The sequence below is a fragment of the Roseateles aquatilis genome, assembly GCF_002205645.1.
GTDB lineage: Bacteria > Pseudomonadota > Gammaproteobacteria > Burkholderiales > Burkholderiaceae_C > Roseateles > Roseateles aquatilis.
The window spans coordinates 100,845-118,758 of record NZ_NIOF01000007.1 but is presented as its reverse complement, the minus strand read 5'-3'; the positions used below and the strand labels follow the sequence as shown (position 1 = coordinate 118,758).

The 17,914-nt window shown below is 68.2% G+C and carries 15 protein-coding genes; 6 read left to right on the top strand and 9 right to left on the bottom strand.

The features are described 5' to 3' along the window. Positions 1-171 precede the first annotated feature (171 nt). The 6 genes from CDN99_RS16415 to CDN99_RS16390 all read left to right on the top strand — a co-directional run bounded on the left by CDN99_RS16415 (position 172) and on the right by CDN99_RS16390 (position 8,416). On the top strand, positions 172-2,511 hold the full coding sequence (locus CDN99_RS16415) for an Ig-like domain-containing protein (RefSeq protein WP_088385962.1): 2,340 nt from the start codon (positions 172-174) through the stop codon (positions 2,509-2,511). A gap of 117 nt (positions 2,512-2,628) precedes the next feature. Beyond that, positions 2,629-4,665, top strand: coding sequence for a sensor histidine kinase (locus CDN99_RS16410; RefSeq protein WP_141100829.1), 2,037 nt, complete (start codon positions 2,629-2,631; stop codon positions 4,663-4,665). 182 nt (positions 4,666-4,847) lie between these two features. After that, on the top strand, positions 4,848-6,521 hold the full coding sequence (locus CDN99_RS16405; protein WP_088385960.1) for a long-chain-fatty-acid--CoA ligase: 1,674 nt from the start codon (positions 4,848-4,850) through the stop codon (positions 6,519-6,521). Positions 6,522-6,606: 85 nt separating this feature from the next. Continuing rightward, positions 6,607-7,083 (top strand): hypothetical protein, encoded by a 477-nt coding sequence (locus tag CDN99_RS16400; protein ID WP_088385959.1) that lies wholly within the window; start codon positions 6,607-6,609, stop codon positions 7,081-7,083. Positions 7,084-7,105: 22 nt separating this feature from the next. Further along, positions 7,106-7,663 carry an NADPH-dependent FMN reductase gene (locus CDN99_RS16395; protein WP_088385958.1) on the top strand — a complete coding sequence of 186 codons (558 nt, stop codon included), beginning with the start codon at positions 7,106-7,108 and terminating at the stop codon, positions 7,661-7,663. Positions 7,664-7,666: 3 nt separating this feature from the next. Continuing rightward, positions 7,667-8,416 carry a 16S rRNA (uracil(1498)-N(3))-methyltransferase gene (locus CDN99_RS16390; RefSeq protein ID WP_088385957.1) on the top strand — a complete coding sequence of 250 codons (750 nt, stop codon included), beginning with the start codon at positions 7,667-7,669 and terminating at the stop codon, positions 8,414-8,416. A 58-nt stretch (positions 8,417-8,474) separates the two neighbouring features. On the opposite strand, the gene CDN99_RS16385 is transcribed toward CDN99_RS16390, so the two are convergent. The 9 genes from CDN99_RS16385 to CDN99_RS16345 form a co-directional block, all read right to left on the bottom strand. Further along, positions 8,475-8,780: a type II toxin-antitoxin system RelE/ParE family toxin gene (locus CDN99_RS16385; RefSeq protein WP_088385956.1), complete on the bottom strand. Its 306-nt coding sequence runs from the start codon at positions 8,778-8,780 to the stop codon at positions 8,475-8,477. A 9-nt stretch (positions 8,781-8,789) separates the two neighbouring features. After that, on the bottom strand, positions 8,790-8,996 hold the full coding sequence (locus CDN99_RS16380; protein WP_238139555.1) for a type II toxin-antitoxin system ParD family antitoxin: 207 nt from the start codon (positions 8,994-8,996) through the stop codon (positions 8,790-8,792). Between the two features lie 117 nt (positions 8,997-9,113). Beyond that, entirely contained in the window at positions 9,114-10,391 is a 1,278-nt protein-coding gene (locus CDN99_RS16375) for a THUMP domain-containing class I SAM-dependent RNA methyltransferase (RefSeq protein WP_088385954.1), read from the bottom strand. Between the two features lie 232 nt (positions 10,392-10,623). Then, positions 10,624-12,150: an RNA polymerase factor sigma-54 gene (locus CDN99_RS16370; protein ID WP_088385953.1), complete on the bottom strand. Its 1,527-nt coding sequence runs from the start codon at positions 12,148-12,150 to the stop codon at positions 10,624-10,626. 15 nt (positions 12,151-12,165) lie between these two features. Further along, the gene (gene lptB, locus CDN99_RS16365) at positions 12,166-12,933 is read right to left on the bottom strand and encodes an LPS export ABC transporter ATP-binding protein (RefSeq protein WP_088385952.1); all 768 of its coding nucleotides are present in this window, start codon (positions 12,931-12,933) and stop codon (positions 12,166-12,168) included. Further along, positions 12,930-13,550, bottom strand: a complete 621-nt coding sequence (gene lptA, locus CDN99_RS16360) for a lipopolysaccharide transport periplasmic protein LptA (protein ID WP_088385951.1) — start codon at positions 13,548-13,550, stop codon at positions 12,930-12,932. Before lptA ends, lptB begins: the two co-directional genes overlap by 4 nt. A gap of 316 nt (positions 13,551-13,866) precedes the next feature. Continuing rightward, positions 13,867-15,558, bottom strand: a complete 1,692-nt coding sequence (locus CDN99_RS16355; protein WP_088385950.1) for an ABC transporter ATP-binding protein — start codon at positions 15,556-15,558, stop codon at positions 13,867-13,869. Between the two features lie 4 nt (positions 15,559-15,562). Beyond that, entirely contained in the window at positions 15,563-16,615 is a 1,053-nt protein-coding gene (locus CDN99_RS16350) for an ABC transporter permease (protein WP_088385949.1), read from the bottom strand. After that, positions 16,612-17,550: an ABC transporter permease gene (locus CDN99_RS16345; RefSeq protein ID WP_088385948.1), complete on the bottom strand. Its 939-nt coding sequence runs from the start codon at positions 17,548-17,550 to the stop codon at positions 16,612-16,614. The genes CDN99_RS16350 and CDN99_RS16345 overlap by 4 nt, the downstream gene beginning before the upstream one ends. Positions 17,551-17,914: the final 364 nt, after the last annotated feature.

Sequence of the window (17,914 nt, the reverse complement as noted above, 5' to 3'; positions counted from 1 at the left end):
CCGACAAGGGAGCCAGCCACCTTCCAGCACTTCAAGTGGTCCGCCTACTGCGACAGGTGGAAGATGGCCGTGAGCTCCACCAGCCTTGGCAGATGCGAGGGTGGGACAGCATGAACAGACTATGGTGGTGCTCATTCCTCCCTATTCATGATGTCCGATACCCAGCTCCCAATGCCGCGTTCGCAGGTCCGGATCGCCGCTCTCGACCGCCGCGCGACCGCCGTTCCCGCCAGGATTGGTCGAGACGACGAGACCGGCCCGGGCGATAACGCCGTCGGTCCCGACGGCGCCGAAGCGCAGGACGTTTCGCCCTCACTGTCATCCGAAGTCGCCGCCGACGCCGCGCTCCCCGCCGCGAGCGTGACCCTCCCCGAGCCGGCGAGCACCGACACCTCCACGACGCGCCAGGACAGCCCGGATCGATCCGTCGCGCTGTTGGCCAGCGGTCTGGGCTTGCTGGGGATCGGTGGCGCGGCGGCGCTCTCCGGATCGAGCTCCGCTGCCGTGCTTCCGCCGATCGCGATCGAGCAGCCGAAACCGAGGCCGGATCCTGGTCCGGGCACCCCGCCCAAGCTCGAAGAGAAACCAACGCCGCCCCCCGAGCAGCCCAAGCCTGACGAGACGCCGAAGCCCGACACCCACCCGCCCAAGCCTGAAGAGAAACCAACGCCGCCCCCCGAGCAGCCCAAGCCCGACGAGACGCCGAAGCCCGACCCCAATCCACCCAAGCCCGACGAGAAGCCAACGCCGGAACCTGAGCACCCCAAGCCCGACGAGAAGCCGACACCCGACGAAAAGCCCGAGCAGCCCAACCCGGAGCCCGAGTTGCCCAAACCGGAAGACCCTCGTCCGGAACCCCCTGCCGAGCGGCCTGCCGCGCCCACGCTGTCCCGCAACGCGGACCGATCGGTTTCCGTCGGCAATCTCGTCGATGGCGCGAGCTGGCAATACAGTCTGGACGACGGACGAACCTGGCATGACGGGCGGACTCCCACGCTCGGTGTCGACGCGTTCGGCGCGGACGGTCAGAAGACGGTGCTGGCCCGGCAGTCGTCGCACGGACTGACCAGCGAGACCGCGTCGCTGAGCTTCCTGCTCGACACCCTGGCCCCGGTGCAGCCTGGGCTGTCGCTGGTCCAGGACACGGGCGCCAGCGGCAGCGATCACATCACGTCCGTGGGCTACGTCATGGTGAACGGGATCGAGAGCCGCGCGAAATGGTTCATCAGCCTGGACAGAGGGCTGTCGTGGTCGGAGCGCTCCGGGAACGCGGTGCCAGAGTCCCTGTTCGGCGAAGACGGCGCGAAAACCTTGCAGGTGAAGCAGGTCGACGCGGAGGGCAACACCAGCGCCGTCGCGCAGTTGTCCTTCCAGCTCGACCGGACCGCGCCTGACGCGCTCCGCTGGTCCATGCCCGCGAGCAAACCGGCGCTCGGCCGGGCCGATACGATCGACGTCCAGGGACTGGAAGCGGGTGCGTCGCTCCAGTACCGCCGCGATGAGGGCGACCCCTGGATCGTCGCGGCGAACGGCAGCATCCCAGCGTCGATGTTCGACGTCGACGGCGTGCATTCACTGCAGGTACGGCAGACCGATCTTGCAGGCAACGTCGGTCCCCAGACGAGGCTGACCGCGAATGTCGATGTCACGGCGCCGTCCATGCCGACGCTGGTGCTCATATCCGACACCGGTGCCAGCAGCATCGACCGGATCACGTTTTCCAGCAGTGTTCGCGTCGGCGGCCTGGAGGCGGGAGCGACTCTGCTGGTCAATGTGGAGGGAGCCTGGGAGGCTGGTTCGTCCGTGCTTGAAGAGCCCTACAAAAACTACAGTGATGGCAGAAAGACCCTGCAGGTCAAGCAAGTGGACGCCGCGGGCAACGCCAGTGCCGCGGCGGAGCTGACCTTCACGCTGGACCGCGAGGCCCTGGTGCCCAACTGGCTATCCTCCAGCAAGCACCAGGGCGAGTCGGATGTGCTCCTCAATGCGCAGGACTTCTTCCAGGTGGAGCGCCACAGCAGCCGGCTGGCCGCCCAGGACGTCCTGTCCTATCGCATCGATGGCGGCACCTTGAGAGAGGTGCCCGCCGACGGTCTTCTGCCCTTGAGCGTGTTCGGTGCCGATGGCAAGCATCAACTGGAATTGTTTGAGACGGATCTGGCCGGAAATGTCGGCCACAGATCGATCGAGGTCACCCTCGACAAGACGCCGCCATCCGCACCCCTCCTCTCGTTGAAGAACGATGATGGGGTTCCGGGAGACAAGATCACATCCGATCCCACCGTTCTCGTGAACGGACTGCAGGCCGGTGATGTCTTCAAGTACCGCATCAACGGGGGCGATTGGATGTCCGGTTGGGAGTGGCGCCCCGGCACGGGCATCAAGGACGTGGCTGACCTTGGGCACGCCGGAACGAACACCGTTGAGGTCTACCTGATTGACGCCGCCGGCAATGTCGGTGTGTCCAGCCAGTTCACATTTCAGTACGCACCGGGAGGCGCGGTGATGTGATCGCGTTCTCCCCTAGGTGCGAGGTGTTGCCCGTGCCTATCATCGCCTAGCATCTGCGGCGGCCAGCCCCTTCTCGGAGCTGGCCGTTCTCTTTCTTGTGCGCCCCGTGGAGGTGCTTTGGCAGTATTCACCCGATCAAGGGAGGCCGGTCCGACGGCGGCGGTGTCGATCCAGCGGCTTGCGCTGCTGGTGGTGCTGCCGCTGCTGATGCTCGGCATCGTCCATCTGCTCTCGCAGCAATACGGAACCGCGATGCCGCCGCAGGTGCTGCGGCTGTCCGAGGCGCGTCTGCTGGACAGTCCGCAGGCCGAGCCCGTCAAGATGCCTGTCGCGCCGTCGGACGCGGTCGCCTCGTCAGGGTCGCCAGCCGCCGTGGACGATCTTCGGCCTTCTGCCCTCCCGGCGCTGTCCGCTCTCGGCCATCCGCAGTCGCTGCCCATCCAGATCCACGAGACCGAGACGTCCGGGCCGCTGTGGTTCTCGATGGATTTCCGATTGCGCGAATCGGCGGCGCAACCCTACTGGCTCGTGATCCAGCATCGTCCGGCCGCCACTGTCTATCTGGACGGGCAACTGATCGCCAGCTCCAGCCAGGGGGCCGGCTACTCCCCCGAGGACGAGGATGACTTCGCGCAACGCGGGCTGCTGCTCGCCGGGCGTCGACTGCAGGTCAGCATCCCACCGTCGCTTCTTGCCGCCGGCGATCATCATCTGAGCGTGCGCCTCGCCCGGCCGGGATTCGAAGGCGCGGGGCTGTCCGCGCCGCTGCTCGGCCCGGCGCCGGAAATGCGCGCGTTGCAGGAAGGCCGTCGCTTCTGGCAGGTGCTGCGCGTGACCACCGCGTTGGCCGGCCTCGTCATCGGCGCATTCATGGTGATGGTCTGGCTGGCGCTGCGTCAGGAGTGGCTGTACGGGATCACAGGCATGTTCTGCCTCTGCACGTCGTTGCTGTTGTCACCGTATCTGCTCAACGGCGCGCTGTTCCCGGCGCCCTGGTGGCGAGTGACGCTGGACGTGGCCGACGTGGTGTCCAAGGCGCTGTTGCTGTTCCTGGTCGCGCGCCTGTCGGGCGTCGCGTCGCGATGGCCGGTGCGGATGGCGACGGCCTACCTGGCGCTGGGCCTCGTGATCGATGGGTATGCCGCCTTCTCGGGCTGGAGCTGGACCGACTTCGGCCACCCCTGGCCATGGTGGGCGCTGGGCAGTCGCGTCGTCGTGCTGGCCACGGCGGCGGTCCTGGCCGCGCGCGCCGCGCTGGCGAGCGGTCGCCGCGCCGATGCGGTCGGGGCCTGCGCGGTCGCGTTGTCCGGCTGGGTGTGGGCCTACGTCAGCTACTTCGCGCTGGTGGTATCGCAGCAGTTGAGCGTCGTCGACATCAACGTGATCGGACATGGCGTGCTGATCGGGATCGCGGGGGTCGCGTTGCAGCGGCGCTTCGTCGGCTCGTTGCGTGACCAGGCGCAGGCGCGTCATCGCCTGGAGCACGCGCTGGACGAACGCACCCGCGAGCTGCGCGCGCGCTGGGAGGAACTGCAGAACAGCGAGCGCCAGCGCACCGCCGCGCAGGAGCGCGAACGGCTGCTGCAGGAGATGCACGACGGCCTGGGCTCGCAGCTCGTCACCGCGCGCCTGTGCGCGGAACGCGGCGTGGCGTCGGAAACGCTGGTCGGGCTGCTTGACGACTGCATCCGCGAGATGCGCCTGACAGTCGACGCGCTCGCGGTCACCGATGGCGACCTGACGCTGCTGCTGGCCAACCTGCGCCACCGCATGGGTCCCCGATTGCAGGCCGCCGGCCTGGAGCTCGATTGGCAACTGGCCGACGTGCCCCTGCTGCCCACGCTGCGCGGCACCGGCGGCCGCGAGCTGATCCGCATCGTCCAGGAAGCGCTGGGCAACATCATTCATCACGCGGGCGCGAGCCGGGTGCGCTTCGCGACGCGCGTCGATGCGGCGGACGGTGTCGTGCTGCTGCTGATCACCGACAACGGCCGCGGCCTGCCGGAGGCGCTGCGCCAGGGCAACGGCCTGCGCAACATGCGCCGCCGAGCCGAGCGGCTGTCCGCGCGCATCGAATGGCGCACGCCGCAGGACATCGGGCTGGCGGGCGGGACCGAGATGGTGCTGTATCTGCCGCTTCAGGCGCCGGCCTGATCACGGCCGCCCATCCACGATGGGGCGGCGATATGTGTCGAACGCGCGGCGATTTCGATGCGAAGCAGAAGTAACCGCACCGTTCTGGAGGCATCTCTCCACTTTGTGCGTTCTATCGAATCCCCTGATGGGGCGCCGATGGCGATCGGCGAGAATCCGCGCCGTACCTTGGAGACAAAACAATGGAGAAAAACTGGCTGAAGCACTATCCGGCGGGCGTTCCCGCCGAGATCGATGCGGATGTCTATCCCTCGCTGGTCGAGCTGATGGAAGCGGCATTCAAGCAGTTTCCGGAGCGGCCGGCCTACAAGATGCTGGGCCGGTCGGTCAGCTTCGCGCAGATCGACGAGGCGTCGCGCGCGTTGGCGGCTTACCTGCAGGGCCTGGGGCTGGAGAAGGGTGATCGCGTCGCCCTCATGATGCCCAACGTGCCGCAATACCCGGTGGCCGTCGCGGCGGTGCTGCGCGCGGGATTCGTCGTCGTCAACGTCAATCCGCTGTACACGCCGCGCGAGCTGGAGCACCAGCTCAAGGACTCCGGCGCCAAGGCGATCGTGATCGTCGAGAACTTCGCCGCCACGCTGCAACAGGTGCTGGCGAACGTGCCGACGAAGCACATCGTGCTCGCCTCGATGGGCGACATGCTGGGCTTTGCCAAGGGCATGGTCGTCAACTACGTCGTGCGCAAGGTGAAGAAGCTGGTGCCGGCGTTCGACCTGCCCGGCGCGGTGCGCTTCAACGACGCGTTGTCCCAGGCGCGCGGCGTGCAGTACCGCCGTCCCACCGTCGGCCCCAACGACATCGCGGTGCTGCAGTACACCGGCGGCACCACGGGCGTCTCCAAGGGCGCGGTGCTGCTGCATCGCAACCTGGTGGCCAACACGCTGCAGTGCGAGGCCTGGTATCAGCCCGCGCTGAAGAAGATCCCGGCCGGCGAGCAGCTGATGAGCGTTTGCGCGCTGCCGCTGTATCACATCTTCGGATTCACGACGAATCTGATGCTGTCGATGCGCGTTGGCGGCTGCAACGTGCTGATCCCCAATCCGCGCGACCTGCCCGCGGTCTTCAAGGAGCTGAGCCACCACCGCATCCACAGCTTCCCGGCCGTGAACACGCTGTTCATGGCGATGGCCCACCACGCCTCGTTCAACACGGTGGACTGGAGCGGGCTGGTGATCTCGGTGGGCGGCGGCATGGCGGTGCAGCAGGCCACCGCCAGGCTGTGGCTGGAGAAGACCGGCTGCCCGATCGTCGAGGGTTATGGCCTGTCCGAGACGTCGCCGGTTGCTTGCTGCAATCCGACCGACAGCACGGCGTACACGGGCTCGATCGGCCTGCCGCTGCCGGGCACCGACGTGACCCTGCTGGACGACGACGGCGCCGAGGTGCCGACCGGCGGCGCGGGCGAGATCGCGATCCGCGGTCCGCAGGTGATGGCCGGCTACTGGCAGCGCCCGGACGAGACGGCCAAGGTGATGACGGCCGACGGCTTCTTCCGCACCGGCGACATCGGCACGGTGGACGATCGCGGCTTCTTCCGCATCGTGGACCGCAAGAAGGACATGATCCTGGTCAGCGGTTTCAACGTCTATCCGAACGAGATCGAGGACGTGCTGACGCAGATGCCGGGCGTGCTGGAATGCGCCGCGGTGGGCGTGCCGGACGAGAAGGCGGGCGAGACGGTCAAGGTCGTCATCGTGCGCAAGAACCCGGCGCTGACCGAGGCCGACGTGAAGGCCTTCTGCGAGGCCAATCTGACCGGCTACAAGCGTCCGCGCATCATCGAGTTCCGCACCGAGCTGCCCAAGACACCGGTGGGCAAGGTGCTGCGGCGTGAATTGCGCGACAAAAAGTAGCAGTTTTCCGAGGGCCGTCGCGGGCGCAATCCGCCCACGACAGCCCGCGACCGCCTAAGCTTGCCGCTCCTGAGGAGGCAAGGCCGTGCTCGAAGAACGTTACGAAAAGACCGAGGCCGGGCGAGCGGAGATCAAGTCGCGCGACCTGGTGCAGGCGCGCGTCGCCCGCAACCTGCTGCTGGTGATCGACGCCGGCAAGACCGGCGGCGATTGGCTCGCGCTGGTGCAGGGCGCCGCGCCGGCCGATCTTGAACTGCTGCTGGCGCTGCGCCTGGTCCAGGTCGCCGCCGGCGCGCCGCCGACGCGGCCGATGGCGGGGGCGTCCTCCAGGTTGACAGGGGTGCCGACCTCGTCGTTGGACTTCACGCAGCTGTACACGGCGCTCAGCGCCTTCGCCAAGCAACAGGGGCTGCTCAAGGGCTACAAGCTGGCGCTGGCGGTCGAGCAATGCCAGGACATCGCACAGTTGCAGACGCTCGCGCTGGACGTCGTGGACCGCGTGCGGGCGAGCAAGGGAGACGCCGCGGCGCATGAGCTGCGTGCGACACTGGGCTTCAACTGATCCTCACGGAGTTGGAGCATCTATGTCCACGACCTATCAAGTCGCGGTGCTGGTCGGCAGCCTGCGCAAGGGTTCCTACAACCGCAAGCTGGCGCTGGCCCTGGCGCGGATCGCGCCGCCCGAGTTGAAGCTGAACATCGTCGAGATCGGCCAGCTGCCGTTCTACAACGAGGACGAGGCCGCGGCGCCACCGGCTCCCTACGCCGACTTCCGCCAGACGATCAAGGCCGCGGACGCGGTGCTGTTCGTCAGCCCCGAATACAACCGCTCCATCCCCGCCGCGCTCAAGAACGCGCTGGACGTGGGCTCGCGGCCCTATGGCCACAACGCCTTCGACGGCAAGCCCGCGGCGGTGATCACGCTGTCGCCGGGCGCGCTGGGTGGCTTCGGCGCGCACCACCACCTGCGTCAGGTGCTGGCCTGCCTGAACACGCCGCTGCTGCCGTCGCCGGAGGTCTATCTGGGCGGCGCGGCCGAGCTCTTCGCGCCCGACGGCGCCATCGCCAAACCGGACACCGAGGCTTTCCTGCGCAAGGTGCTGGCCGCGTTCTCGGCCTGGATCCAGAAGCACAAGGGGTGAGGGTTGCCGGCGCGTCTTTTTGTCGAGGAGCCGCTGGAGGCGGCCGGCCTCGGCCCTGAATCGGAACTGTCCCTGCCGCCCGGCGCGGCGCGCCATGTGCAGGTGCTGCGGCTGCAACCTGGCGACGAGGTCACGCTGTTCGACGGCAGCGGGGACGAGTGGACCGCCGCGGTGACCGCGATGGGCCGCAGCGAGGTGCGGGTCGCGTTGCGCGCGCGCCGATCGGTCGACCGGGAGCTGCGACGCGCGGTGACGCTGGCCGTCGTGATGCCCGCGAACGACCGGATGGACGGCATCGTCGAGAAAGCCTGCGAGCTGGGCGCGGTGGCGATCCAGCCGCTGATGAGCGAGCGCTCGGTGCTGCGCCTGACCGGCGATCGTGCCGAGAAGAAGCGGGCGCACTGGCAGGGCGTCGCCATCGCGGCGGCCGAGCAATGCGGGCGCGCCAGGCCCTTGCAGGTCGCGCCGGTGAAGACGCTGGCGGCATGGTTGGCGGAGGTGCCGGCCGAGGCCGCGGGGCAACGCTGGCTGCTGAGCCCGGTCGCCGCGCAATCGCTGTCGACGCTCGTATCCGTATCGAGCGAGGCGGATCCCGTCACCGTGCTGAGCGGACCGGAAGGCGGCCTCAGCGAGGCGGAAGAGCAGTCCGCCCGCGCGCGCGGTTTCGCCGCGGTGAAGCTCGGTCCGCGGATCCTGCGGGCGGATACGGCGCCGCTGGCGGTCCTGGGGTGGGTGGCGCTGAGCGAAGCTTGAGCTTCTCGTTCGCGGGTGCCGGGCGCCGGCGCCCTCAGCACGAGGTAGCCCCGACGCCTCATTCGTAGCGGACCAGTAGAGGGTCGGTATCGCGCGCCGAGTGCAGCACCCGCACCACGTGAACGACACCGAGCTCGACATCAGCGATATAGAAGATCTGATACGGATCGTGCACACGCCTGCGCAGTTCACTCGCCGCGTAGCGCGGGACCACACGAAACGACGCCGCCATAGTGGACAGCCCGAAGATCTTCTGCCGCAATTCATGAATGAAGCTGCGCGCGCGTCTTGGGTTGTTCTGGCCGATGTACTCGGCGATGCTATCCAGATCTGCCGATGCCTCCGTCAAGAGGCGTACCTGCATGCTGCGGTGTCAGCGCAGATAGGGGTATTTCTGGAAGAGGCGTTCGAAGGCCTCCTCGGCGGGGACGCCGCCGCCCGCCTTGATCTCGGCGAGGCCGCGCTGAATGGACGCGTCGAACGCGTCCATCCGTGCCTCCCGCCACCCCTGCAACGCCTCGCTCTCGCGCAGCACCTGGGCGCGCGACGCGTACTTTCCGCTCTCGATCAGATCCAGCACGATGGCCTCCAGTTCAGGTCCCAAATCTGCGTCAATCATCGTGGGCCATCCGTTGGAAAGAAATCGCACGGGGGAGGGGAAGGTGCTCCCCATGAAGAGGGGCCGAAGCTGACGGTTCTATGCGTCGGAGTCGGTGTTCACGCGACGGGCGGACCCGGCCACCAGGTCGAACCTGAACAGGCGGCATTCGATGGGTCCGTTCCACATCGGGATGCGGCGCGACTCCTTGAGTCGCATCTTGCTCGGCAGCTTCATCTCGGGGCACAGCAGCCACGCGGTCCAGCCGGCCGCATGCTGCGTGTAGGCGCGCTTCCAGTGCGCCGACAGGCGCGGGAAGAAGTCGTCGCCCGCGTCGCGTTCCTCGGACAAGGGGCCGCCGTCCATGCGTTGCGTGCCGGCCTTGCCGCGGACCTCGATGCGCTCGCCGTAGGGCGGGTTCAGCATCAGCGTGCCGGGCATATCGTCGGGCAGCTTCGGCGCGGGGCGTTCGAGCGCGTCGCCACCGTTGAACTGGATGTACTGGGCCACGCCGGCGCGCTCCGCGTTGCGGCGCGCGAAGTCGACCATCCGGAACGCCACGTCGCTGGCGAAGATCGGGACCGTGGGCGGATGCTCGGCGGCGCGGGCTTCGTCCTTCATCGCGCGCCAGGCCGGCAGCAGCGGCTGGAACGGCAGCAGCTTCTCGAACGCGAAGCGGCGCAGGATGCCGGGCGCGATGTTGCAGGCGATGGTCGCGGCCTCGACCGGGATGGTGCCCGAGCCGCAGCAGGGATCATGCAACGCGCCGCCGTGCTCGGGCGTGCCCTTCCAGCCGGCCGCCGCGAGCATCGCCGCGGCCAGCGTCTCCTTCAGCGGCGCATCGCCCTTGTCCTCGCGCCAGCCGCGCTTGAACAGCGACTCGCCGGAGCTGTCGACATAGACCGTCGCCAGCGTCTCCGTCAGGTGTAGCTGCAGCGGCAGATCGGGCCAGCGGGTGTCGACGCTGGGCCGCTCGCCGAAGGTCTCGCGCAGCACGTCGCAGACAGCGTCCTTCACCCGCAGCGTGGCGAAGTTCAGGCTGTGCAGCGGCGAGCGCTGCGCCGTCGTGTCCACCCGCAGCGTCTGGCGCGGCGTCATCCACTTCGTCCAGTCGACGCCGCTGGCGATGGCGTAGATGTCGTCCTCGTGGCGGTACTCCTCGCGCGCGACCTCGATCAGCACGCGCTGCGCCAGGCGGCTGCGCAGGTTGAGCCGCATCACCGCCGCCAGCGTGCCGTACAGGCCCACGCCGCCACGGAAGGCCTTGGGGCCCTGCAGGCATTCGTCGGGGCCGAGGATGTCGCGGATCTCCGCCTCCAGCCAGTCTTCGACGCCGGCGGCGCAGGGCAGGAACAGGTGGTAGGCGGACTCGGACATCGTGGACGGGGACGTGATGGGCGGCGCAAGCGCTGCGATGGGGCGGCGCCCGGTGCGGGCCGCGCAAGGGTCGCATTGTCCCACCGCCCTGGCGCGGACGGCTCGCGGGGCAGGCGATCCGCGGCGATGACGCCTCGGCCGGCGCTGTTTCTCGTGCTGTTTCTCGCGCCGTTCCCCGACGGCGCGGCCGGAAGCGGCCGGGCCCGGCGTCACCGGGCGGGGTGGCGTCGACTCAGCGCTCGCGGCGCAGGTTGGCCGGGGCGAGCTTGAGCGCCTCGCGGTATTTGGCGACGGTGCGGCGCGCCACGGTGATGCCCTGCTCGCCCAGCATCGTCGAGAGCTGGCTGTCCGACAGCGGGCTGACCGGGTCCTCGGCGGCGATGAACTGCTTGATCAGCGCCCGCACCGCGGTGCTGGACGCATTGCCGCCGGCCTCGGTGGACAGGCTGGAGCCGAAGAAGTACTTCAGCTCGAAGGTGCCCCAGGGCGTGGCCATGTACTTGGCGGTGGTGACGCGGGAGATGGTCGACTCGTGCAGGCCGAGCTCGTCGGCGATCTCGCGCAGCACCAGCGGCTTCATCGCCAGCTCGCCGTGGGTGAAGAAGCCGCGCTGGCGCTCGACGATGGCCTCGCTGACGCGCTGGATGGTGTCGAAGCGCTGCTGGATGTTCTTGATGAACCAGCGCGCCTCCTGCAACTGGCCGCCCAGCGGCGAGTTGCTGACGCCGCCGCGCGTGGCGCGCAGCGCCTGCGCGTAGAGGTCGTTGATGCGCAGCTTGGGCAGCACGTCGGGGTTGATCATGACCCGGAAGTTGCGGCCGGCCTTCTGCACGATCACGTCGGGCACCACGGGCCGGTTCTCGCTGCGCGCGTAGCGGCGGCCGGGCTTGGGCTCCAGGCCGGCGATCAGGGTCTGCGCCTCGCGCAGCAGGTCTTCGTCCGCGCCCGTCAGCGACATCAGCCGGCGCCAGTCGCGCTTGGCCAGCAGGTCCAGGTGGCGGCGGCTGATCACGATCGTGAGCGCCTGCTCGGGCGAGCGGGGCAGCGCGCGCAATTGCAGCTCCAGGCACTCGCCCAGGTCGCGCGCGCCGACGCCGGCGGGCTCCATCGACTGCAGCCACTTGAGCGCGATCTTGAAGCGGTCGAGCAGCTCCTCGCGCTGCTCCAGGTCGGCGTCCTCGCCGAGGATCGCCGTGACCAGGTCCTCCAGCGGATCTTCCAGGTAGCCGTCGTCGTTCAGCGATTCGATCAACGCCAGCAGCGCCGCGCGGTCGACCGCGCTGAGCGTCATGCCGGGGATCTGCGCGCGCAGCACGTCCTGCAGCGAGTCGTCGGGCGCCTCGGTCTCGGGCCGGTCGTCGTCGTCGCCGGACGACGAGGCGGCGCTGCTGCCGGGCGTCTCGCGGATGCCGTCGAAGTCGTCGCCCTCGGTGCCGTTCTCCCAGTCGTCGCGCTCGGTGGTGCCGAACTCCTCGGCGCGGATCTCGTCGGCCGCGGGCGTGTCGCCGGCGGGGGCGTCGGACTCGGTCTGCGCGACGCGCTCCTCGCGTTCCTCGCGCTCGGTCAGCCGCTCCTGCGTGGCGGTGGGCAGCGGCGCGTCGAATTCCTCGTCGGTCTCCAGCAGCGGATTGCTGGCGAGCATCTGCTCGACTTCCTGGTGCAGCTCCAGCGTCGACAGCTGCAGCAAACGGATGGACTGCTGCAGCTGAGGCGTCAGCGCAAGATGCTGGGACAGGCGTACCTGTAGCGTCGGCCTCATGTCGTCGGCTCCGGCCTACATCCGGAAGTGTTCGCCGAGATAGACCCTGCGCACGTCCTGATGCTCGACGATGTGCTGGGGCGTGCCTTCGGCGAGCACCGCCCCTTCGCTGATGATGTAGGCGCGATCACAGATGCCGAGCGTCTCGCGCACGTTGTGATCGGTGATCAGCACGCCGATGCCGCGCTGCTTCAGGAAACGGATGATGCGCTGGATCTCCAGCACCGCGATCGGGTCGACGCCGGCGAAGGGCTCGTCCAGCAGGATGAAGCGCGGCTGCGTGGCCAGCGCGCGGGCGATCTCGACGCGGCGGCGCTCGCCGCCGGACAGCGCCGGCGCGGGCGTGTCGCGCAGCTTCTCGATCGAGAGCTCCTGCAGCAGCTTGTCCAGCTCCGCGTTGATGCGGGCCGCGGGCCAGGACCGGCCCTTGTCGTCGAGCTGCAGCTCCAGCACGGCGCGGATGTTTTCCTCGACGGTGAGCTTGCGGAAGATCGACGCTTCCTGCGGCAGGTAGCTCAGACCGAGGCGCGAGCGCTGATGGATGGGCAGGTTCTGCACCGGGCGGCCGTCGATCTGGATCTCGCCGGCGTCGGCGCGCACCAGGCCCACGATCATGTAGAAGCTGGTGGTCTTGCCGGCGCCGTTGGGGCCCAGCAGGCCCACGACCTCGCCGCTGTGCAGGTCGAGGTGGACGTCCTTGACCACCTTCCTGACGCCATACGTCTTCTGCAGCCCCCAGGCCTGGAGGCGGCTGCCGGGGGTGTTCGTGCGTGCGTCGGTCATTGTTGGGGCTGGCGGGGCGTCAGGTTGACGCTGGGCCTCAGGCCCAGCGGCGCGCTGCTGGCCGGGGGCGGCTCCACCGGCGGATTGCGGGGCATCAGCACGACGCGGCCGCGGCCGCTGGGATGCGGCGAGGCGGCGCCGGTCTCGACGACCAGGCGCTCGGTGCGGTTGTCGTAGTTCAGCGTGGCGCCGGACAGCGCCTGCTTCAGTTGATCGCCCTGCATGACCCTGGCCTCGGCGTTGCCGACCAGGCGGATGGTCTCGGTGCGGGTGTCGTATTCGATCTGGTCGGCGCGGCCCTCGATGCGTTCGCCGGGGGTGTCGCGGTCCTGGCGGAACTGGACCTGCTTGCCGGAGGTGCCGTTGGCGTAGGCCTGGTAGTAGCCGTCGCTGGTCTCTTGCACGTCCATGCGCTCGGCGCGCAGCACCATCGAGCCCTTGGTCATGATCACGTTGCCGTTGAACTCGGAGCGCTGCTTGACCTTGTCGATCGCGCCCTCGCGATCGAAGACCAGGTTCAGCGGCTTGGCGCGGTCATCCTTGGCGGCTTGTGCCCAGGGCGTGGCCAGGGCCAGCGCGAATGCGCTGCACAACAACAAGGGGCGGCGAAGCGACATGACTTGATCCTGACGGCACAAAACTTGCAGGCCATTCTAGCCCTGCGTTTGCAGGGGTGCAGGAGGTTCCCCTCGGCATCGGGGGAGAGGCTTCGTGGTCGTGGAAAGTTGCCTTTTTCGTGTGCTTGCATCGAGCGGGAACCGACCGACCGGGGGCCCATTTGCTCCGTGCCAGGGCCCGGAGGCCCCGGCCTTCGCTAGGCACAAACAGTCCTCACGACTGTTTGTGTCCGGGCTCAAGCCCTCGCTTCGCCGCCCTGGCCGGGCGGGGAATTCACTTCCTTGACCTGCGCGAATGGCCCCCCGGTCGTCCGGCTCAGGCAGCGGCCGTCACGGGCTCCTGCCCTTGATAGCCACGAGGCACCGCGCCCAGCAAGCGCTTGGTGTACTCCTCCTTCGGGGCGGCCAGCAGGGCGCGCGCGTCGTTCTGTTCGACGACGTCGCCGTGCTGCATCACCAGCACTTCATCGGAGATGAACTTCACCACCGCCAGGTCATGGCTGATGAAGATGTAGCTGAGCCCGAACTCGTCCTGCAGGTCCTTGAGCAGGTTGAGCACCTGGGCCTGGACCGACACGTCCAGCGCCGACACCGCCTCGTCCAGCACCAGGATCTCGGGCTTGAGCGTCAGGCAGCGCGCGATCGCGATGCGTTGGCGCTGGCCGCCGGAGAACTCGTGCGGGTACTTGTTCAGCGCCGACTCGTCCAGGCCGACCTTCGTCAGCAGCGCGCTTGCCGTCGCGAGACGCTCCGCGTGATCGGCGCCGATGCCGTGGATCTCCATCGGCTCCAGCAGCGTCTGCGAGATCGTGAAGCGCGGATTCAGCGACGCATACGGGTTCTGGAACACCACCTGGATGCGACGACGCATCTTCTGCCAGTCCGGGCCGGACATCTTCAGCAGGTCCTGGCCCTCGAAGAGCACCTCGCCGCCGGTCGGCTCGTGCAGCCGCAGCAGCGTCAGGCCCATCGTCGTCTTGCCGGAGCCGGACTCGCCCACCACGCCCAGCGTGTGGCCCTTGCGCAGCTGGAAGTCGACGCCCTTGACGGCCTTGAACTCGGTCTTGCTGAACAGGCCGGACTTGAAGAAGAAGCTCTTGCGCAGCCCCTTGGCTTCCAGGATCACCGGCGCGGCCGGGTCCTTGGCCTTGCCCGCGCCTTGCGCGCCGCGACCGGCGATGTGATCGTCGATCACCATCAGCCGCGCCGGGTTCAGGTCCAGCGACGGCCGGCACGCCAGCAGCGCCTTCGTGTACGCGTCCTGCGGGTTGTGGAAGATGTCGGCCACCGGCGCCTTCTCGCGGATCTCGCCATGGCGCATCACCACGACCTGGTCGGCGATCTCGCCCACCACGCCGAGGTCGTGCGAGATGAACAGCATGCTCATCTTGTGCGTGTCCTTCAGGCGCGACAGCAGCTCCATCACCTGGCGCTGGATGGTCACGTCCAGCGCCGTGGTCGGCTCGTCCGCGATCAGCAGCTTGGGGTTGCAGGCCAACGCCACCGCGATCATCACGCGCTGCTGCTGGCCGCCGGACATCTCGTGCGGGTAGCTCTTCAGGCGCCGCTTCGGGTCGGGGATGCCGACCTCGTTGAGCAGCTCCTCGGCGCGCGCCAGCGCCTGGCGACGTGTCATGCCCAGGTGCTTGATCAGCGGCTCCATGATCTGCTCGGCCACCGGGAAGACCGGGTTGAGCGAGCTCATCGGATCCTGGAACACGCAGGCGATCTCGCGCCCGCGGATGCCCTGCAGCTCGCGCAGCGAGGTCTTCAGCAGGTCGCGGCCCTGGAACAGGATCTTGCCGGTGCGCTCGGCGTTGTCCGGCAGCAGGTTGAGGATGGACATCGCCGTCACGCTCTTGCCCGAGCCCGACTCGCCCACCAGCGCCACGGTGCTGTTCTCGGGGATGTCGAAGCTCACGCCCTTGACGGCCAGCTGGCGCTGCATCACGCCGCCTGTCTTGCCCATGCGGAAGGCGACCTTCAGGTCTTGAATGCTCAACAGCATGGGATTACTCCAGACCGCGAAGTTTCGGATCGAGCGCGTCGCGCAGCGCATCCGTGAAGAGGGCGAAGGCGGTCACGAACACCGCCATGAAACCGGTCACCGCCGCCAGCTGCCACCAGTAGCCCAGGATCAGCTCGCTCTGCGCCTCGGCCAGCATCGTGCCCCAGGACACCTGGTCCACGCTCACGCCCAGGCCCAGGTAGGACAGGATGACCTCGCTCTTGATGAAGCTCACCACGTGCAGCGAGAGCTGCACCAGCGCCACGTGCGACACGTTCGGCAGGATGTGCTTGAACATGCGCGAGCTCTTGCTCGCGCCGATGGCCTCGGCGCTGCGCACGTACTCGCGCACCGAATGCTTCATGAACTCGGCGCGCACCAGGCGGTAGATGCCGGTCCAGCCCGCCAGGCCCAGGATCATCACCACCGGCAGCACGCCGCGGCCGAAGACCACCGCGAAGGCGAAGATCAGCAGGATGTTGGGCATCGCCGTGAAGACGTTGTAGACCCACTCCAGGAAGTCGCCGACCTTGCCGCCGTAGAAGCCCGACAGCGCGCCCAGCACAGTGCCGATCAGCGTGGCCACCACCGCGGCCAGCAGGCCCACCATGATGGAGATCTCGGCGCCCTTGATCGCCTTGGCCAGCACGTCGCGGCCCAGCCGGTCGCCGCCGAAGGGCAGCGTCTCGGCGCGCGGCGACTCGTCGGTCTTGTACTGCTTGGCGCGTTCGGTCCACTCGGCGTACTTGGGCGCCAGCGGGTCGATGTCGCTCAGGTCGACGTTCGGTCCCTTGGGCTGCTGGATCGTGCCGACGCTCTCCGCCGGCGCCGGGCCCATGAAGGTCGGCGGCGCGTTGGGCACGCCGGTTTCCTTCTGCCAGTTGCCGGCCACCAGGCCCAGGCCGGCGGCGATCACCAGCAGCAGCGACAGCACGACGACGACCATCGCGCCCATGCCGACCTTGTCGGCGCGAAGCCGGCGCCACGAGGCCGCCCACACGCTCTGCGAGCGGCGCGGGGCCGCGGCGGCCGGACGGGAAGAAAGCACTGCGCTCATTTGAGGACCACCCGCGGATCGACCAGCTTGTAGAGAAGATCGGTGACGAGGTTCACCACCATCGTCAACGCCGCGATGTAGATCGCGAACGCCTGGATCACCGGATAGTCGTTGCGGTTGACCGCCAGCAGGATCTCGCGGCCCAGGCCCGGGATCGAGAAGAACACCTCCAGCAGGAACGAGCCCACGAAGACGCTGGGCAGCGCCACCGAGATGTTGGTCATGATCGGGATCATCGCGTTGCGCAGCACGTGCTTGAGCAGGATGGTCTTCTCGGTCATGCCCTTGGCCCGCGCGGTGCGCACGTACTCATGGCCGATCTCGTCGAGGAAGAAGGTGCGGTACAGCCGCGTGTACGGCGACAGCGCCACCGCGACGGCCACGAACACCGGCAGCGGCGCGTAGGTCGTCAGGTTGGTCCACACGCTGTCGCTCCAGCCCTGCACCGGGAACCAGCCCAGGCGGAACGCGAAGATGTACTGGAACACGATCACGTAGACCAGCAGCGACACCGACACCGCCACCGTCGTCACGATCATCACCGCGCGGTCGGTCAGGCTGCCGCGCATGTAGGCCACGGCCAGCGCGAACGGGATCGCCAGGATCACTTCCAGCACCAGGATCGGCAGCATCACCGTCAGCGTGGCCGGCATGCGGGTGGCGAAGAGGTTGGCGACCGATTCGTTGGTCGCCCAGCTCTTGCCCCAGTCGAAGGTCACGATCTGCTGCAGGAAGATCCAGAGCTGCTCCCAGATCGGCTTGTTCAGCCCCAGTTGCTCGCGGATGGCTTCGATCTGGTCGGCGCTGGCGTTGAGACCGCCAAGCACTTCGGCGGGATCGCCGCCAAACCATTTGAAGAGGAAGAACACCAGCAGCACGACGCCCAACAAGGTGGGGATCATTTGCCACAGGCGCCTGACGAGGTATGCCGCCATTGCCGCGGGACTCCATTCAAGCGCCGCCGTCGACCGGCGATGCGGGCGAGCGGCGACAGATAAAAGCAAGACCCCGGACGCTTGTGACGGCCGGGGCCTGGGGTTCAGCAAATCACGGGCGAGTCTAAGCGAGCCGCCCCGGTGCCCGCACCGGCATTTGCCCTGAATCCATCGAAGAAAACTGATGATGCGCACATGACGAAACAGGGCCTTCGATACGCAATGCGCCCCATCGCGCACGCGCGTTCCTCGCCCGAGGGTTGCCGGCATGGTCAGAGGCCGGCGCGACCCCTAGACTGGCGCGCTTTCCCTTTCGAGGACGGCATCTTGATCCGACGCGGCACGGCCGGGGCATGGCCCCTGG

What these genes read in the sequence shown, in the direction of transcription:
- CDN99_RS16355 (WP_088385950.1), bottom strand. Translation starts at nt 15,558, where the DNA reads ATGCTGTTGAGCATTCAAGACCTGAAGGTCGCCTTCCGCATGGGCAAG.
- lptA (WP_088385951.1), bottom strand. Translation starts at nt 13,550, where the DNA reads ATGTCGCTTCGCCGCCCCTTGTTGTTGTGCAGCGCATTCGCGCTGGCC.
- CDN99_RS16405 (WP_088385960.1), top strand. Translation starts at nt 4,848, where the DNA reads ATGGAGAAAAACTGGCTGAAGCACTATCCGGCGGGCGTTCCCGCCGAG.
- CDN99_RS16375 (WP_088385954.1), bottom strand. Translation starts at nt 10,391, where the DNA reads ATGTCCGAGTCCGCCTACCACCTGTTCCTGCCCTGCGCCGCCGGCGTC.
- CDN99_RS16345 (WP_088385948.1), bottom strand. Translation starts at nt 17,550, where the DNA reads ATGGCGGCATACCTCGTCAGGCGCCTGTGGCAAATGATCCCCACCTTG.
- CDN99_RS16370 (WP_088385953.1), bottom strand. Translation starts at nt 12,150, where the DNA reads ATGAGGCCGACGCTACAGGTACGCCTGTCCCAGCATCTTGCGCTGACG.
- lptB (WP_088385952.1), bottom strand. Translation starts at nt 12,933, where the DNA reads ATGACCGACGCACGCACGAACACCCCCGGCAGCCGCCTCCAGGCCTGG.
- CDN99_RS16395 (WP_088385958.1), top strand. Translation starts at nt 7,106, where the DNA reads ATGTCCACGACCTATCAAGTCGCGGTGCTGGTCGGCAGCCTGCGCAAG.
- CDN99_RS16415 (WP_088385962.1), top strand. Translation starts at nt 172, where the DNA reads ATGCCGCGTTCGCAGGTCCGGATCGCCGCTCTCGACCGCCGCGCGACC.
- CDN99_RS16385 (WP_088385956.1), bottom strand. Translation starts at nt 8,780, where the DNA reads ATGCAGGTACGCCTCTTGACGGAGGCATCGGCAGATCTGGATAGCATC.
- CDN99_RS16350 (WP_088385949.1), bottom strand. Translation starts at nt 16,615, where the DNA reads ATGAGCGCAGTGCTTTCTTCCCGTCCGGCCGCCGCGGCCCCGCGCCGC.